Raw genomic sequence first — 15,210 nt, forward strand, 5'->3', positions numbered from 1 at the left:
ACATCATTTATAAACTTGCCGGACAACTGAAGGTCTCCAATGCACTGCTCCAAAAAGGATTATTCACGGTATCCGGTACCAGCTCTACCCTGGCCCTGTTACCCTGAACCGCTAAATGCAGAACTTTATCGGTGCGGGTTTGTGGCCGGTTTTGTGTTAACTCATCGAGGAAGCGGAACCATGACCATTCACCTTCCTGGCTGATATTAGACGGCAAGCCGGAGTTAGCCGGGGTAAACACCAGCCGCGTTTGCAATTTATTGCGATCGCCGGGCCAGAAAAACTGCCGTGACCGAGTCGGACCGTGACGATAAGATAACTCCTGGCCGTCCAGCTCCAACAGCAAATGGGTGATATGCCGATCCAGATACAGTGGCCGCAAGCTAAAGCCCACTTTCAGCTTCTGACTGCCACCATCAAAGAACGCAGCACGGATTTGCTGTGCGGCCTGAAAGGTCTTCAGCACACTGTGATCAAGGCCAATATCTTTCTTGAAGGTCCAGTTAGAACGGCTGGTGTTCACAAATGGCTGCAAATAATCTTTAAAGAAGCTGTCTAAAGTACCGCCGTAGCCGAAGAAGCGTTCGAAATCACGCAACTTGATATCATCTTTACTGCGCCGGTTCAGTGGGTAACGCCCGGCTATAGCCCGTTTGTACTCAGCCAGCACAGTTCCTTGCCACGCCTCGTTAATATGCTGACGACTGCCTTTGGCGAACAACTTGCCGGTATCGGCCGACAACTCACCCAGCCAATCGGAAAACGGCGCCGGAATATCGCTTTTTAAGCGCCGCAATGCCACGCTCAGCTCATTACCGCCCTCTGCATTTAACTGGTTAGCATAGGCTTGGCGAGCCATGCCGCCGGGAATGTACAACCGTTCCAGATATTCGTTATACATGCGGCTGGTTTGGCCAATTTGCTCCAGCTGCACCTCACCGATATTCAGCAGCTGGCTAAAGGCCAGTTCAACTTCCTTGCCGGGTAATTTTTGTGTCAGTGCCGACATATCGTCAGGTAATAGACGGTTTAAACGCGACTTTTGGCTGGAAAACTGCGTATCGGCCACTTTGCCGGCAACATCTTTTGCCATATTCGCCTCTGCTGAATCCGGCAAACTGGTTAAGCGCACATTTTGCTGTACCGCTTTAATAATGTTCTGGATAGGCTGCTCTGGTCCGGATAATACCTTAGTGACAAAAACGCCTTGCTCAACATCGTTAACAGAGCTGATGGTGATGTCATCCAGCAATTCCTGCCACAGGTAAGCGTAATCACGCAGGTATTTTTCGGTAACTTGCTCGGACAAGCTGGTATCTGCCTGGCCGTCTTCGCCGCCGCTTTGATCACCATACACCCAGCTGTCTTCCATCAGGCTGCGGATAATCCGGCGTTTTTCAACATTAAACAGACCATGGAAGCCCTGATAGGTATACAAGCCGGAAATGCCTTGCTGCAACGGCGCACCACTTTTACGCTGCACCACTTTTACACCATCTGTACCCAATACATCTACAAGACGAAAATCCGGAATATGACTTTTTACCAGTTCAGTGCGGATCCGCTGATACGCCCGTTCGGCCAACGGTACTGTAAGCAGCAGTTCACGGGCAGCGATTACCACATCGTCGTTGTAAGATGCGCCTTTAATGCCATTTTCTAACAACGCCTGCAGATGATTTTGCAGCGATAACCGCAGCGGCAGGTTTACGTCGCCGGCAAAGCGACGCTCTGTGTACAGCGCAAACCAGGAGTTGACTTGTTCAGCATCAAAGTACTGCGGCTTAAACACCATCAGGTAAGTTTTCAGCGTTTCGTACAAGTAGTCGCGATGCTGGGCATTAAGCTGCATTTCTGCCGTCAGGCTATCAAGTAAAAATGGTACAAAGCTGTGATACAGGCCACTTTGATACGCGGTTTTTGCCGCCTGGCCCAGTTTATCGCCCTGATAAAGCCCGAGGTTTTTCGGCCCGTCCGTCGGCAATACACCGGCATAACCGGCCGGTAAATCACGTAGCAAGTTCAGTTGCTCATTCAGCGCCACCACATCGTCGGTGCCGCTACCCTTTGCTGTCAGTTGCTGATAGTCGCTAATGGAGCTGCTGACGTCATCTACCAACTCTGTATTCCAGTTATAACTGCCGGCCCAGGCGACCACTAACCAGACTGCAGACACTGCAGTGGCAGCCAGCACACCGCGGCGCATCAGACGATGCCGAGCTTTGTGCTGCAGGTTAACCGATGCCAGTTCGCGTTCGGGAATAACAATCTCTTCAAAGAAACGCTTAATAAAGTAGCCTTTGCCCTCGCCGGTTTGGCGCCGCAGCGGTGGCTCAGCCAGACCAAAATTACTGCCCAGCTGCGACATGATGCGATCTATCGGCACGCCTTCCTGGGTGGCGCTGGCAATGTACACCCCACGCAGCATGGTGGCTTTTTCAAACGGATTCGGCGCAAAAATTTCTTTCAGAAAATCATCAGCGGCGCTTTGCAACAATCTGAGCTGGCGCGGGAACTCATAAATAGCCGCGCGGTTTTCGCTGTCATGTTCAAACTGCAAACGGCTGAACAAACGTTGGGTCAGACGATTTATAATGGCATGGAACTCTTTATTAAACTGCGCCACTACGCCTTTTTCACTGTCGTCCTGCGCGGCATCAAAGGTCATGCCCCATACCTGCTCACGCTCTTCTTCCGTCAGGTTGTCAAAAAACTCGGTGAAGCCGGCAATAAGATCGGCCTTGGTAAACATGACATACACCGGAAAGCTCATGCCCAACTGATTTTGCAACTCCTGTACCCGTTGCTTAATAGCCCTGGCGTGCAAATTACGTTCAGTACGGGTTTGGTTCAGCAGATCCGCCAGGCTGACAAATACGATAACACCATTAATAGGCCGGCGCGGCCTGTGCTTGCGTAACAATCCCAAAAAGCCCTGCCAGGCAGTAGAATCCTGTGCTGCATGGCTATCCTGAGTGGTATAACGGCCGGCAGTATCAATCAGTACCGCCTGATTAGTAAACCACCAGTCGCACTGGCGCGTGCCGCCGATACCTTCAATAGCATCTGCACCCATATGCTCTTTTAACGGAAATTCCAAACCGGAATTGTGCAATGCGGTGGTTTTACCGGACCCTGGCGGGCCTATCAGCATATACCACGGCAATTGGTAAATATCGCGCGCCTTGCCAAACCGGGCATGCTTTAAAATATCCAACGCCTTTTGCATACGCTCACGCAATACGTCGATATCTCGTTTGGCCAACTCGTCCTGTTGTTGAAACTCATCGCCGTTCAGCAGCGTATCTACCGCCTGCTTATGAGAGCGGGTTTCACGCAAGCCTTTAATGTAATGGGTTCCGCCCCATAACAAGGCGATAACCAGCAAGGTAACCAGCCTGGCGCTGGCACTGGCCAATGGCTCGTAGCCGGCAATAGCCAGTAAGGGGCCGCCAAACCAGATAAGTAAGGCTAGTGCCAACAGACCCAGCACAGTAATAAAAACGCTGGATTTCAACAATCTGACGATCGATTGCAGCGCTGATTTAACTTTCATAACACTTCCCTTGTTTAAGGCCTTACTGTAACAAATCTATTTCGACCCGCCGGTTCAGCGCGCGGTTAGCTGCACTGTCGTTCTCAGCTATCGGGTTAGCATCGCCGTGTCCTTCCGGCCATAAGCGACCGCGTAAGTCTGCACCGACGGCCAAAGCATCTGCCATGGCATTAGCACGGGCCAGCGACAGGTGCCAGTTAGACGGATACTTGCTGGTGAAAATCGGTAGGTTGTCGGTGTAACCACTGACCAGAATGCGCCCTTGAGTGCCTTCCAGGGCACGGGCAATTTTTGCTGCCACCGGCGCAAAACCTTCATTAATGCCGGTACTGCCCGGGCTAAATAGCTGATCCAGGCCGACACGAATACGCACGCGGTCCGGTAACTCAATCACTTCCAACAATTCACGGCGGATTTCGGTTTGTAGCAGTTGCTGCAGGCGGATAGCATCCTGCCGGGCCTTGGCGGAGGCCGGTTGCGGAGCGTCCTGCTGCCAACTGACCAAGGTATTTAATTGACGGTGAACCTGATCCGAATAACTGTTTATTTGATAATTCAGATACATATAACAACCCAATAAGGCTGCGCCTACCACCGAACACAATACCCATAGCGGAAATTCTGCCTGCAACTGATTCGCCGCGACCACCTGGCTGCGCCAGCCCGGTGATAACTCACGCGGCGGCTCGCCACGCTGACTGCGGATAGCCTTATAGGCGCGCTCGCGAAAACCTTCCAGTTTTTCAAAGCCGCGTTCCTCTACCCGCATCTTGCCGACAAAGCCGAATGACAAGCACAAGTATTGCAGCTCTAACAGCAACAGATGCTCTTTTGGCGCGGCGATGGCGCTATCAAGCAGCGTGAAGAAATACTCACCACCGAAGGTCTCATTGTGAAAGGTCGATAGCAAACTCTCGGTAGCCCAGTCGCTGTTGCCGCCCCAGCCGGTGTTAAGTACCGTTTCATCAATAAAGGAGCACATACAATAACGTGCTTTTTCTATCAGCTCACTGCTGATGCCCTTATAACGCAGCTGTTGCTCATACTGATTAATCAGTTGTACACAACGCGTTTTTAAACCCGGCACATCCGCATGCTGTACAGTGCTGCGAATGGGAGCGACCAACGAAAATAACGCCCCGGCCTCGTCAATCAGGATATTGTCACTGATCGACAATACCTGCAGCTTTTGCGCAGTTTCGGGCGCCCGCACATTGGCAGACATCCGTGTTTTATCATTGTCACCGGTGTTGTCTGCAACAACCGCTGCAGCCGCGCTTTTGACAGGAGCCCTGCCACCGGGCCTGGGTTTCATCACTGTTTTATCAGACATTGCTTGCCGTCCCTGTTTATCAGTCGCCGTTAGGCGGCTATGCCTTTATTGCCCAAAGTTCAATTTTTAAGCCCGGATAGTTGCCGGATAAATGCAAGGCTAATCCGCCGCTGTTTGCCAGCCGCTCCCAATAAATGCTGCCCTTATCCAGTTGGAAATAATGATAACCGGCATGGTAAGGCACCTGGCGTGGTGCAACCGGCAAGCCGGTTACCGCTATACCGGGTAACTGGTTATTTACCAATTCACGAATATGCTCTACCGGGCCTATTTTTAACCGCGCCGGTAAATGTTTGCGAATGTCGTCCGCCGGCAGATCTGCGGCCACCGCCAGCACAAACTGCGCATATTCAAGCAAGGTTTTGTCGGTAAGCGGTGATACCAAAATGCCAAACTTGGCTTGCTCTAACGGCAATGCCTGAGCCGTTTGCTCCAGCACTACGCTTAACGTTTGGTTCATAATTACGCTGAGGTTGCCAAACACCGCCGTTAAATCATCATGCTGATACGGCGGAAATTGCGGCGGACGCTTGTGTCTGGACGTAAACGTAGCTAATTCGCCCAACATAGAAATCATTAAGCGATACAAGCTGTGCGGATGTTCCAGCACACCGGTTTTTAAATGGCGTAACAGCGGCTCGTAACGGTTTAATACCTGCAACATCAGAAAATCGGCAATAGAGTTTGCCGTGCCCTGACCTTTACCCAAACGATCGGCCAGTGCGTCTGCCCGCTGACATAGCATGCCCAACGCCTCGGTAATAAAGGCCGACAGTTCGCCATCCTGCTGCACATCCACCAGCGGCGGAATGAATTTTTTTAACAACTTCACTTCGCCTTGTTCTGACACTTCGCGAATGCGCGCCACCGGCATACAAATAAAGCCACCGCGGTCTTCTGATTCAAGCTTGAATATCAGTTTGAGCTTAGCCAGTTGCAACAGCTCTGTCGCCTCTTCTGCCAGGCTGTTATCTGCTACGCTGTGTTCGGCATAACCGTAGCGGCTGATATGTGAACTATCATGGCTGCTGATATTTTGGCTGCTGCTTTTGTCCATGGCTAGGCACAGATAAACCAGCTGATCGCGACAACTTTTGCCAATTTGGATCGCCGCCGGTAAAGATTCAACGGCAGGTAACTGCAGTACGGTGCCATCGGGTAAGATGGCTTCTAATTCTGACAACGCAAACTGGCCGAACTTCAGGCTTTGCGGGTCAATAACGCAACGGCGTACACCCCAACCATAGGGTGTTTGCATATTCAGCTGCTGCTGTCTGCAGTAATCGAAATACCGTTCTTGCTGCTGAAAATGCTGCGGCCTGAGAAACAACCCCTCAGACCAGGCGATACGACTGTAATCACTCATGCTGGTATTCTCCGAAGCAGATCAGTTTAACGCTTACGTTCTAAATCATGCTCACGGATATACACCGCCAGTTTATCAACATAGACATAAAAATCGTCGTAGCCGGTGGGCTTAACATCAACCACAGCGCGCCATCTGGCGCCTTCAATATCGCGATAAGCTGCCACTACCGCCACAGCGCGGGTAGCTGGTTGCAGAGTCATACGGTATTCAGTCCGCTGGCCCGGTTCAAAAACCAACTCATCTTTCTTCAACAGATCGGTGCGCAAAATAACTTCCGGGTTATCGTACAGAGCAAAAAAGTCCTGGTTCTCAAACACGGTTTTTGACGCCAGCTCGTACACCTTGATAATAACCGGTGACGGACGACCGTCGAGATCCGGGTTAATATCCTGAGCTACACGAAAATGCAGCTTGGTCGAGGGCGGAAACGTTGCATACACCGCCTGACAACCTGCTAACACGCTAAGGCTTAACCACAGCACTACCAGCGCCTTTATTGTTTTCATCTCTACCACTCCTTAAGGTATCGTTAATCCGGCCTTCGCAAACCGCTTACTTTTTACGCAAAAAAGCTTCATAGGCGCTGATAAAGTCATCATTTACGCCCTGTTTATCTTTGTTATTCAGCTCTGTCGCCAATTCAGCATGCAGGGCTTTGTAGCGCGCCCACAACCGTGCCTGGCGCTGTGCCGGGTTTAATTTATCGACAAAGCTGCCGCCGAAGTCGCCGGCTTCAATTCGCTGCGGTGCCAATTGTGATAACAAACCTATCATTGCCCCACCGGCACCGGCAATAATGGCCGATTCATGCCGGCTGATATCAGCAAAAGCCTCTGCTATTGCCTGACGTGGTGGCATAAAACTGGAGCCCTGACGGTTAAATAAGTTATGAAAAGCATCATCAATGTTGGCAGAAAACTTAAGCGGGTTATTTTCCCGCTGCTGAAAGGTGGTTTGATTCACCCGAAAACTGTTTTTCACTTCAGAGCGTGCATGCATCACCGTGATAACGCCCTGCAAAGATTGCTGTAACGCTTGCCCCAGTTGTTCCCACCAGGCAGCAGAATCAGCAGCCTGCAGGTTAGCTTCAGACACGCCTAAACCTTTAAGAAAGGCTTGCAAGTGCGCGTGCCCATCAGTGGCGGATGTTTGTTTTAACGGTTTGTCGACAGCAGGCTGTTTAATACCGGTTTGCAATGCTGCCGGAGTAACAGCTGCAGCAACGCTGTTATCGTTAGTTTGCCAGGCTGAGGCCCAGTCATCCGGTATCAGCGCTGCCGGTGCCAAAAAGTGGTCGTCCATTACCAGTTCTGCCCCGGCGCGATGCTCCGGTAATGCCGTATCAGCAGTGCTTCTGCCAAAACTGCTGCCTGACACATCAGATACCAGCATGCCATTGCCCGCAGGGGCGACTGCATTGCGCTGTGATAATGCGTCATTCTGCACAGCCTGCACCCTGGCTGGCTGTATCGTAGCGGGTTGTATCGTTGCAGGTTTTGACTGTAAATCTGCTACCGTTTGTAATTCATCTATCAGCGCGACCTGGATCTCATAATCGCCCATACACAGCAGATCACCGTGTTTCAGTGTGTAACTGTTGCCCTGCCCCAGGGCGTCTACCGCGCGGTTAACAAAAAGTCCGTTGGTGGATTTATCTGTGATGGTAAAAGCGCCGTTCTGATGGCTGATAACGGCATGCTCTGATGACACTACCCGCTCAGGGTCCGGCAAGTACCAATCGGCCTGCTCTGAGCGGCCTAAGGTGCCGCCACTGCTGTCGAAGCGTTTTACGGCAACCTGTCGCGGTGATAACCTGTGATAACTCAGTACTGACAACTCAAGTAGCATATCCCTTAGTCCCGCTTCCCGTTCCTGACACTAAAAACACAATTTGTTTACCGTAAATCGACGCAAAAGATTAAGTTAAATTTATTGTTGCGTCAATAGCGCATAAATTAACAATCAAGCAAAATACAGTGATGACTACAGCACAATTATATGGAATAATCGCGTTAATTTAACATTCAGCCGTTCTAAGATTGTGTAATTATCAGTGTGGCGACAATCAGTACCTGACTTAACAAGGAGTGCATTATGGCGGTTCAGGACAGCACCGGCATTGACGGTTTAACCAACGATGCTGCAACGGATGCAGATAAAACGCGTTATGCCGTTAAATCCCCCGTTCAGGCAGTTAATACGGCGGCGGTGCCCGCGATACAGGAAGGTATGCTGATAAAGGAGCGCTATTTGCTGGAGAGCAAAATAGGCTCCGGCGGTATGAGCGATATATACCGCGCCACTGATATATTCCTGCGCGATGCCGGCGTGGCTAACAACACTGTCGCGATTAAAGTACTGCAGCAGCAATTTGTCAGCCAGCCCGAAGCACTGCAGCTGTTGCTGCAAGAAGCGCATAAAACCCAGTTGCTGTCGCACCCGAATATCGTTCGGGTATTTGACGTCGACGTTGATCAACAGCATTACTTTATCGTGATGGAATTTCTCGACGGCGAAAGTTTGGAGCAAGTGATCAAACGTTATAAGCCCAAAGGCTTGCCACTGAAATCCGCGTTAAAGTTGCTGCAGCAAATTGCTGACGCGCTGAACTTTGCTCACCGCACTGGTATAGTACATGCCGATCTTAAGCCGGCTAATATTATGGTAAACCGTGCCGGTGAAGTTAAAGTACTCGACTTTGGCGTATCGCAAAAGCTGCAGTTAAACCACGATATTTACGCCGCTGAAACACACAGCCAAACAGCGCCGCTAAGCGGCTATACCCCTGCTTACGCCAGTCCGCAATTGTTGGCCGGTGATACGCCCTGCGTTGCTGACGATGTGTTTTCTTTTGCCTGCCTGAGCTATGAGCTGCTTACCAGCAAACATCCGTTTGATCGCTTACCGGCGGACAAAGCTGCGCAGCAAAAGAAACAAGCCGCTAAGCCGGCGCATTTAAACCTGTTGCAATGGCATGCACTGCAGCAAGCGTTGCAGTTTGACAGCAACTTACGTAAAACCAGTATCAGTGCCGTAATTAAGCAGTTTAATCAACCGGTATGGCAGTTGGCAGCTGCCGCAGCGGCAGTGATTGCTGTGGCTTGGGGGGGCTGGCATTATCAGCAGCAGCAGCAAACAGAGTTACTGACATTGCAGCTAAAAGCGGAAGCTATTACAGAGCAACAACAACAGTATCAACAGTTAGCTGAAGCGCCCCCTGCCGACTTACTGAACGCTTTGGCACAGCATGAGCAAAACTCGTTGCAACGCGAAGCCTTATTGCGCTTGCGCCAGGACAGTGTTCTGCAGCATTTTGAGCGCCAAATTGATCAGATCATCAGCGATCGCAGTTTTAATTACCCGAACTATCCGCAAATTGAGCAGCTGCTGGCCAGCGCGGGCACTCTGTATCCTGACTCACATTACCTGGCTGAGATACGCAGTAATATGCTGCGCAGCAAACAAGCCGCGATAGAAGTATTACGCTCAAGACTAAACCAGCTGTTGCTGAGCCAGCAATATCAAAAGCAACCAGACGATACGCTGGACCCGTATAAAATCGTGGCCGAGCTGCAGCGCATAGATGCGCAGTATGTTGCGCGGCCGGAAGCGGCAGAGACTGCAGCTTTTGTTGCCGCATTTGAACAAGCCGTAGCACAAAACAATGCGCCACAGCTGCAGCAACTTATTAACGTAGGCCAACTTATTTTCGCCAACCACAGTGACACTGCTGAGCTGGTCGCTCATGGCCGGCAATTAGCTTCTGCGGTAGATGAAATGACAGACTACAGCGCAGCAGTGGCTGCAGACGGGCAGGCCACGTTTCCGTATCAGGCCGCTGAGGTATTTTACCAGCACAGCTTTGACCTGCTGGAGCAGGAGCTGGCCAACAGCACCGACGTAGCAGGCGTCGACATCGTATACGACAAGCTGCAGCACTATAACGACCTGGTGCCGGCAGATTTTGTCTTACATACTGCTATGCGCCGTAAGCTGGCAGACAAGTACCTGAGCATATCCGGCGAATTGTTAAAAACCAATCAGGTCCGCACGGCAGAGCGTTTAATGCGCCGCGCTAATGAATTGATGAACAGTATCAACAGCTGATTTAACGATAGCTGTCTATGCCCTCGCACAGCTGCTTAATACCGAGCAAGGTGCGGGGTGTAGTGCGATACAGATGATCAGCATTAACCGTTAAATACTGTTGCTTGCGCACGGCCGGCAAAGCGTCAAAGCGCTGCCAGTAACTGAAATCGGCGACAAAATTTGTCCGTACCGGTTGAATAATGACTTGCGGCGCAGCCGCAATAACCTGCTCTATCCCCACTTGCGGATAATCGCCCTTAGCGCCGGCAAAAGGGTTTTGCGCTGCGCACAGCGTCAACATTTGCTGTGGCCAGGCGCTGTTAGCTACAGTACTTAGCGGCATGGTACCCATAGCAAAAAATACCGGCAGCGGGCGCTTATGCTGATACGCTGCTCTGAGTTGCTGCAGTTGCTGCGAAAAATCAGCAGCCAGAGCATTTGCCTCTGCTTCTAACCCGGTTAGTTGCCCCAACAGGCGCAGCTCTGTGGCAATATCTTCCAGTAGCAGTGGATCAGAAAATGCCACGGTAATACCAAACTGCTGCAAACGGCTGATATCTGCCGCAGGGTTACCGCTGCGCCAGGCTATCACCAGGTCCGGTTTTAACGCTAATACTGCCTCCAGATTAATCGCCGCATAGCTGGCTACGCTGGGTAAGCCTGCCGCCGCTGCCGGATAATCGCTGTAGTCGCTAACGCCAACGACCCTGTCGCCGGCACCAATGGCAAACAACATTTCGGTGATATGTGGCGACAGCGCAATAATACGCTGTGGCGCTGCCTGCAGGCCGGCAGATAACAGCAGCACTAAGCACAAGGCATATTTCAGTGGCATGTATTTCACCAATCAATTCCCCGCTGAGCTTTAATACCATTATCAAATGCATGTTTAACATTTTGAACTTCGCTAACGGTATCTGCCAGTTCAATCAGCCGGCGGTGGCAGGCGCGGCCGGTGATCACCACATGCTGCGCCGGCGGCCGTTGCAGCAATGCCTGCTCGATGCGCGCCAGCGGCAGATAATGATAGCTGAGCATATAGGTCAGCTCGTCCAGCAACACCAGATCAATCGAGGGATCAGCTAAAAACTGCTCGGCCTGCAGCCATACCTGCTCTGCCGCTGCGATATCTGCGGCCTTATCCTGGGTATCCCAGGTAAAGCCGGTCGCCATAACAGCAAACTGCACACCATGCTGCTGCAGCAAGTTTCGTTCGCCGCAATCCCAACTGCCTTTGATAAACTGCACCACTGCCGCCGTATAACCGTGGCCTGTTGCTCTGGCTACCGTGCCAAAACCCGAGGTAGATTTACCTTTACCGTTGCCGGTGATCACCAGCAACAAGCCTTTTTCATCCACCGCGCCGGCTACTGCCGAATCCACCTGAGCTTTTAAGCGTTGTTGGCGCTCCTTGTGGCGTTGTTGCTTTAGTTCATCTGTTGTCATAACTACCGCTATAGCCGTTGCCGGCGCATAATGAGAAGAAAAAACACACTGCCGGCCAGTGACGTAATCACCCCCAGCGGTATTTCCTGTTGTGGCAATACTGTACGGGCCAGGTTATCTACCCAGATTAAAAATAGCGCCCCGACCACTGCAGATCCCAATAACAACCGCACCGAGGTTACGCCGAAAAAATGCCGCACTATATGCGGGATCATTAAACCAACAAAAGCAATGCCGCCGCATTGCGATACAATGCAAGCCGTTAACAAAGCTGTTGCCAGCAATAACACCAGGCGCAAACGCCGTGTATTTACGCCTAAGGTGCGGGCGCTGTCATCACTGAGCAATAACGCATCCAACTGCCTGCGCAATGCCAATGCCAGCAGCAACACTAACAGCGTAACCGGCGCCAGCAACATAACGCTGTGCCAATTGCTTGGGCTTAAACTGCCCATTAACCAGAAAATTACCCGGTTCGCGGCGAAAGGCTCAGCAAAATACAAGATAAAGCTGCTGATGGCACTGAGCATAAAAGACACGGCCACCCCAGCCAACAGGGTAATTTCTATCTTGCGCCAGTTTTGCCCGGCACAGACAGCAAACACCAAAGCGACCGCAAATAAAGAACCGCAAAATGCCCCCAGCGCCACACTCACCAGCTGTGGCGGCAAGATCACGCTGACTAAGGTTGCACCCAGCCCGGCCCCGGCCATCAAACCAAATAGGTAAGGATCGGCCAGCGGATTACGGCTGGCATTTTGCAAAATAGCGCCGCTGATGGCCAGCCCGGCGCCAACCAAGACGCCACAGAGCAGGCGTGGCAGGCGGATTTGCCAGATAATGGTCTCTGCCAGTGCAGACTGCGGCACCTGCCCACTCAACACCTTTATGATGTCGCTGATGCTTATTGCGGCGCTGCCAAAGCTCAGGCTCAGCAACATACTGATAAGCAGTAACAACACGGTCAATGACATTGCCAGGGTGTAATGCCGCTTTAACATACCGGCTCCGGCATAAAAGTCACCTGTAACTTCTGCAAACGGCTTTGCATACTGACTTCACAGGGCAAACCAAACACCGCTTGCAACAATGCCGGTTGCAATACCTGCGCCGGGCTGCCAAAAGCACATTGCCGGCCTTGATGTAACAGCAAAATTTTGTCGCAATACAGCGCGGCCAGATTTAAATCGTGTAAACAAGCCAGTACCGGAATGGCTAAACTGCGGGCCAGTTGTAATACCTGGTGTTGATACTGTACATCTAAATGATTGGTCGGCTCGTCCAGCAACAATAACGCCGGCTGCTGCACCAGGGCGCGGGCGATATACAGCCGTTGCAATTCACCACCGGATAAGGTGTCAGTCAACTGCTGTGCTTTGTCGGTTAACCCCACTTTTTGCAGCGCTAACTGCACCTGGTGTTTGTCATGGCTGTTGCTCAGCTCAAACCAGCTTTTATGTGGCAACAGCCCCATGGTAGCAACTTGCTCTACCGTTAATGCAAACAATGGCGGTGTAGTTTGGCTGACCACGGCCAGGGTTTTGGCCAGTTCGCGGTTGCTATAGAGTGGCAACGGCCGCTGGCGCAGCAGTATATCGCCACTGTCAGCTGTCAACTCACGTTGGATCAGGCGCAATAGCGAACTCTTACCGGCACCATTAGGGCCGATAATGCCAATAAACTCACCCTGCTGTTGGGAAAAATTAATGTTGTGCAGTACAGCTTGTGTACCAAGCTGTAATGACACAGCTGAAAGTTTCAGCAAAACCCACTCCTGACCAAAGCAGCAGCGGGTATGCACCCGCACCAAAGCGGACTTAGTGTAACAGAAAAAGATTTCGCGCCGCAAAATGAAAAACGCCGGCATTAAGCCGGCATTTTCGCTGCTAAAACCGCACTATTAATCTAAGGCACTGACTAAGGTTTTATCCAGCCCGTCTTCTTTCAGGATCTTCACAATAGCCTGGCAGTGTTCAATAGTGAAATCGCCTTCAGCAATTTGGCTATTGAGCATATTGCGGCGTTTCATCACAATGTCCGCTACCATTTTTTGGTTGGCGCCATCAACACCGCCCATCTTGCTGTGTAACTTATCCAGATACGGATACAAGGTTTTTTCAGCATCATAAGCTGCAGCACGAACTGTCGGATGAAAATCTTCGCAGGCATTAAGATTGAGTAAATAAAAGTTAAGATAACCGGCCACGGTTACCAATTTATAATCTTGTGTATCGGCAGCAGCGGAGGTTGAAAACACTGCTGCAGCGATCACTGCACTTGCCCATTTTTTCATTGTGACTTCCTGTTGGTTCACTTGCGTTGTTAATCAATCTAACCAGAAAGCACTGGTTTTGCAATGTTAACAGGCCAAAATAACCGGCCTTACTACATCATTATGTTATCTGCCTGCTGGTTTTCTGTACGCCATACTATGCATGGCAACAAAAAGCCGTTCAGGCCCACAATATACTAAGCACAATTAAGCCCATCACAGCAGACATCGCCAATACCATATACAACGAGCTGGTTAGCCAAAATTTAACCAGGGTTTTGCCCCAGCTTTGGCGGTAGTAAAACTTTTGGCATAATAATAAATACAGCGGCATCCATATAAACGCCAGCTCCGCCAAATGGCTGACTGCTGTTGCCAACCAGGGCCAGCTGATATGAGCCGGCAGTAACGACAACGCCAGATAAAACACCGACATTTGCAGAATAAAGCTGTGGCTGTGCAACGCTACAATTAAGTGTTCCATAAAGTAACGCTCTGAGCGGATATACAACAGCTTAAGCAACAGCGCAAACAGCGGCAGCAGCAGAAACATCATTTGCGGCGCCAGGCTGAAAAACTTATTTATCGCCAGCTTCGGGTTGGCAATGATAGCGGCTAGTTTGGTGTCAAACTGCTGCTGAGCATCGTCAGACAAAAAGGATATTCTGCTGTCGAACGGCGTTTGCTGCTGATCTTGCTGCAGATCGTGCTTCACCTCTGCCATTACCTCTGACAAGATTTTTCGCCCCTGCTCAATGTCTTCTGTCTGCTGCAGCGCTGTGCGCTCCGGCGATGTTATATTCACCGGGGTGTCAGGCAATAGTTTGGCAAAGATCAGAAAGGCGATAATCGAGGTAAATAAATACAACCGCAGTGGCGGCACATAAGGGACACGATGGCCCTGCACATAGCGGCTGCTTAAATAACCCGGCCGGAACCAAAGCGGTAACAACGTACGCCAAACTCTGGCATCCCAATTACTGAATTCGCCGAAAAACTCACTCACCACCCCGCTGACATTACGGATATAGCTCTTCTTTTCCTGACCACACTGATGACAAAAATCACCCTGTAAGCTGGTGTGGCAATTGTCGCAATATTGCTGCACTGCAGTATCCATCTACATCTCACACTTTATTGTTTTT

12 protein-coding genes are annotated in these 15,210 nt (G+C 50.9%); 1 reads left to right on the forward strand and 11 read right to left on the reverse strand.

Annotated features, from left to right (window positions below; all coding sequences use genetic code 11):
- Positions 1 to 7: 7 nt before the first annotated feature.
- Genes tssM through tagH form a run of 5 tightly spaced genes read right to left on the reverse strand, consistent with a single transcriptional unit; the run spans position 8 to position 8,106 of the window.
- Positions 8 to 3,556, reverse strand: coding sequence for a type VI secretion system membrane subunit TssM (gene tssM, locus Q8O77_RS01610; protein WP_305551021.1), 3,549 nt, complete (start codon positions 3,554 to 3,556; stop codon positions 8 to 10).
- Between the two features lie 22 nt (positions 3,557 to 3,578).
- Positions 3,579 to 4,889 (reverse strand): type VI secretion system protein TssL, long form, encoded by a 1,311-nt coding sequence (tssL, locus tag Q8O77_RS01615; RefSeq protein ID WP_305551022.1) that lies wholly within the window; start codon positions 4,887 to 4,889, stop codon positions 3,579 to 3,581.
- Between the two features lie 37 nt (positions 4,890 to 4,926).
- Entirely contained in the window at positions 4,927 to 6,255 is a 1,329-nt protein-coding gene (gene tssK, locus Q8O77_RS01620; RefSeq protein ID WP_305551023.1) for a type VI secretion system baseplate subunit TssK, read from the reverse strand.
- A gap of 26 nt (positions 6,256 to 6,281) precedes the next feature.
- On the reverse strand, positions 6,282 to 6,764 hold the full coding sequence (gene tssJ / locus Q8O77_RS01625) for a type VI secretion system lipoprotein TssJ (RefSeq protein ID WP_305551024.1): 483 nt from the start codon (positions 6,762 to 6,764) through the stop codon (positions 6,282 to 6,284).
- Positions 6,765 to 6,810: 46 nt separating this feature from the next.
- Positions 6,811 to 8,106: a type VI secretion system-associated FHA domain protein TagH gene (gene tagH, locus Q8O77_RS01630; protein WP_305551025.1), complete on the reverse strand. Its 1,296-nt coding sequence runs from the start codon at positions 8,104 to 8,106 to the stop codon at positions 6,811 to 6,813.
- Between the two features lie 246 nt (positions 8,107 to 8,352).
- On the opposite strand from tagH, the gene Q8O77_RS01635 reads away from it, so the two are divergent.
- The gene (locus Q8O77_RS01635; RefSeq protein ID WP_305551026.1) at positions 8,353 to 10,365 is read left to right on the forward strand and encodes a serine/threonine-protein kinase; all 2,013 of its coding nucleotides are present in this window, start codon (positions 8,353 to 8,355) and stop codon (positions 10,363 to 10,365) included.
- Between the two features lies 1 nt (position 10,366).
- Here the strand turns inward: Q8O77_RS01635 and Q8O77_RS01640 are convergent, their stop codons facing one another.
- From Q8O77_RS01640 to Q8O77_RS01665, 6 genes are all read right to left on the reverse strand, one after another.
- Entirely contained in the window at positions 10,367 to 11,182 is an 816-nt protein-coding gene (locus Q8O77_RS01640) for a cobalamin-binding protein (protein WP_305551027.1), read from the reverse strand.
- 5 nt (positions 11,183 to 11,187) lie between these two features.
- Positions 11,188 to 11,793 carry a cob(I)yrinic acid a,c-diamide adenosyltransferase gene (cobO, locus tag Q8O77_RS01645; protein ID WP_305551029.1) on the reverse strand — a complete coding sequence of 202 codons (606 nt, stop codon included), beginning with the start codon at positions 11,791 to 11,793 and terminating at the stop codon, positions 11,188 to 11,190.
- Positions 11,794 to 11,801: 8 nt separating this feature from the next.
- Entirely contained in the window at positions 11,802 to 12,794 is a 993-nt protein-coding gene (locus Q8O77_RS01650) for an iron ABC transporter permease (protein WP_305551030.1), read from the reverse strand.
- A complete protein-coding gene (locus Q8O77_RS01655; RefSeq protein WP_305551031.1) occupies positions 12,788 to 13,558 on the reverse strand; it encodes an ABC transporter ATP-binding protein in 771 nt (256 codons plus the stop codon). The genes Q8O77_RS01650 and Q8O77_RS01655 overlap by 7 nt, the downstream gene beginning before the upstream one ends.
- A 135-nt stretch (positions 13,559 to 13,693) precedes the next feature.
- Positions 13,694 to 14,086, reverse strand: coding sequence for a hypothetical protein (locus Q8O77_RS01660; protein ID WP_305551032.1), 393 nt, complete (start codon positions 14,084 to 14,086; stop codon positions 13,694 to 13,696).
- A gap of 160 nt (positions 14,087 to 14,246) precedes the next feature.
- Positions 14,247 to 15,185, reverse strand: a complete 939-nt coding sequence (locus Q8O77_RS01665) for a DUF3667 domain-containing protein (protein WP_305551033.1) — start codon at positions 15,183 to 15,185, stop codon at positions 14,247 to 14,249.
- Between the last annotated feature and the right edge of the window lie 25 nt (positions 15,186 to 15,210).

This window comes from Rheinheimera sp., from assembly GCF_030690345.1.
In the GTDB taxonomy this organism is placed as follows: domain Bacteria; phylum Pseudomonadota; class Gammaproteobacteria; order Enterobacterales; family Alteromonadaceae; genus Alishewanella.

Excerpts from the sequence above, each read along its gene's own strand:
- Q8O77_RS01640 (WP_305551027.1), bottom strand. The coding sequence starts at position 11,182 with ATGCCACTGAAATATGCCTTGTGCTTAGTGCTGCTGTTATCTGCCGGC.
- tagH (WP_305551025.1), bottom strand. The coding sequence starts at position 8,106 with ATGCTACTTGAGTTGTCAGTACTGAGTTATCACAGGTTATCACCGCGA.
- Q8O77_RS01650 (WP_305551030.1), bottom strand. The coding sequence starts at position 12,794 with ATGTTAAAGCGGCATTACACCCTGGCAATGTCATTGACCGTGTTGTTA.
- tssK (WP_305551023.1), bottom strand. The coding sequence starts at position 6,255 with ATGAGTGATTACAGTCGTATCGCCTGGTCTGAGGGGTTGTTTCTCAGG.
- tssJ (WP_305551024.1), bottom strand. The coding sequence starts at position 6,764 with ATGAAAACAATAAAGGCGCTGGTAGTGCTGTGGTTAAGCCTTAGCGTG.
- tssM (WP_305551021.1), bottom strand. The coding sequence starts at position 3,556 with ATGAAAGTTAAATCAGCGCTGCAATCGATCGTCAGATTGTTGAAATCC.
- Q8O77_RS01660 (WP_305551032.1), bottom strand. The coding sequence starts at position 14,086 with ATGAAAAAATGGGCAAGTGCAGTGATCGCTGCAGCAGTGTTTTCAACC.
- Q8O77_RS01665 (WP_305551033.1), bottom strand. The coding sequence starts at position 15,185 with ATGGATACTGCAGTGCAGCAATATTGCGACAATTGCCACACCAGCTTA.
- tssL (WP_305551022.1), bottom strand. The coding sequence starts at position 4,889 with ATGTCTGATAAAACAGTGATGAAACCCAGGCCCGGTGGCAGGGCTCCT.
- cobO (WP_305551029.1), bottom strand. The coding sequence starts at position 11,793 with ATGACAACAGATGAACTAAAGCAACAACGCCACAAGGAGCGCCAACAA.
- Q8O77_RS01635 (WP_305551026.1), top strand. The coding sequence starts at position 8,353 with ATGGCGGTTCAGGACAGCACCGGCATTGACGGTTTAACCAACGATGCT.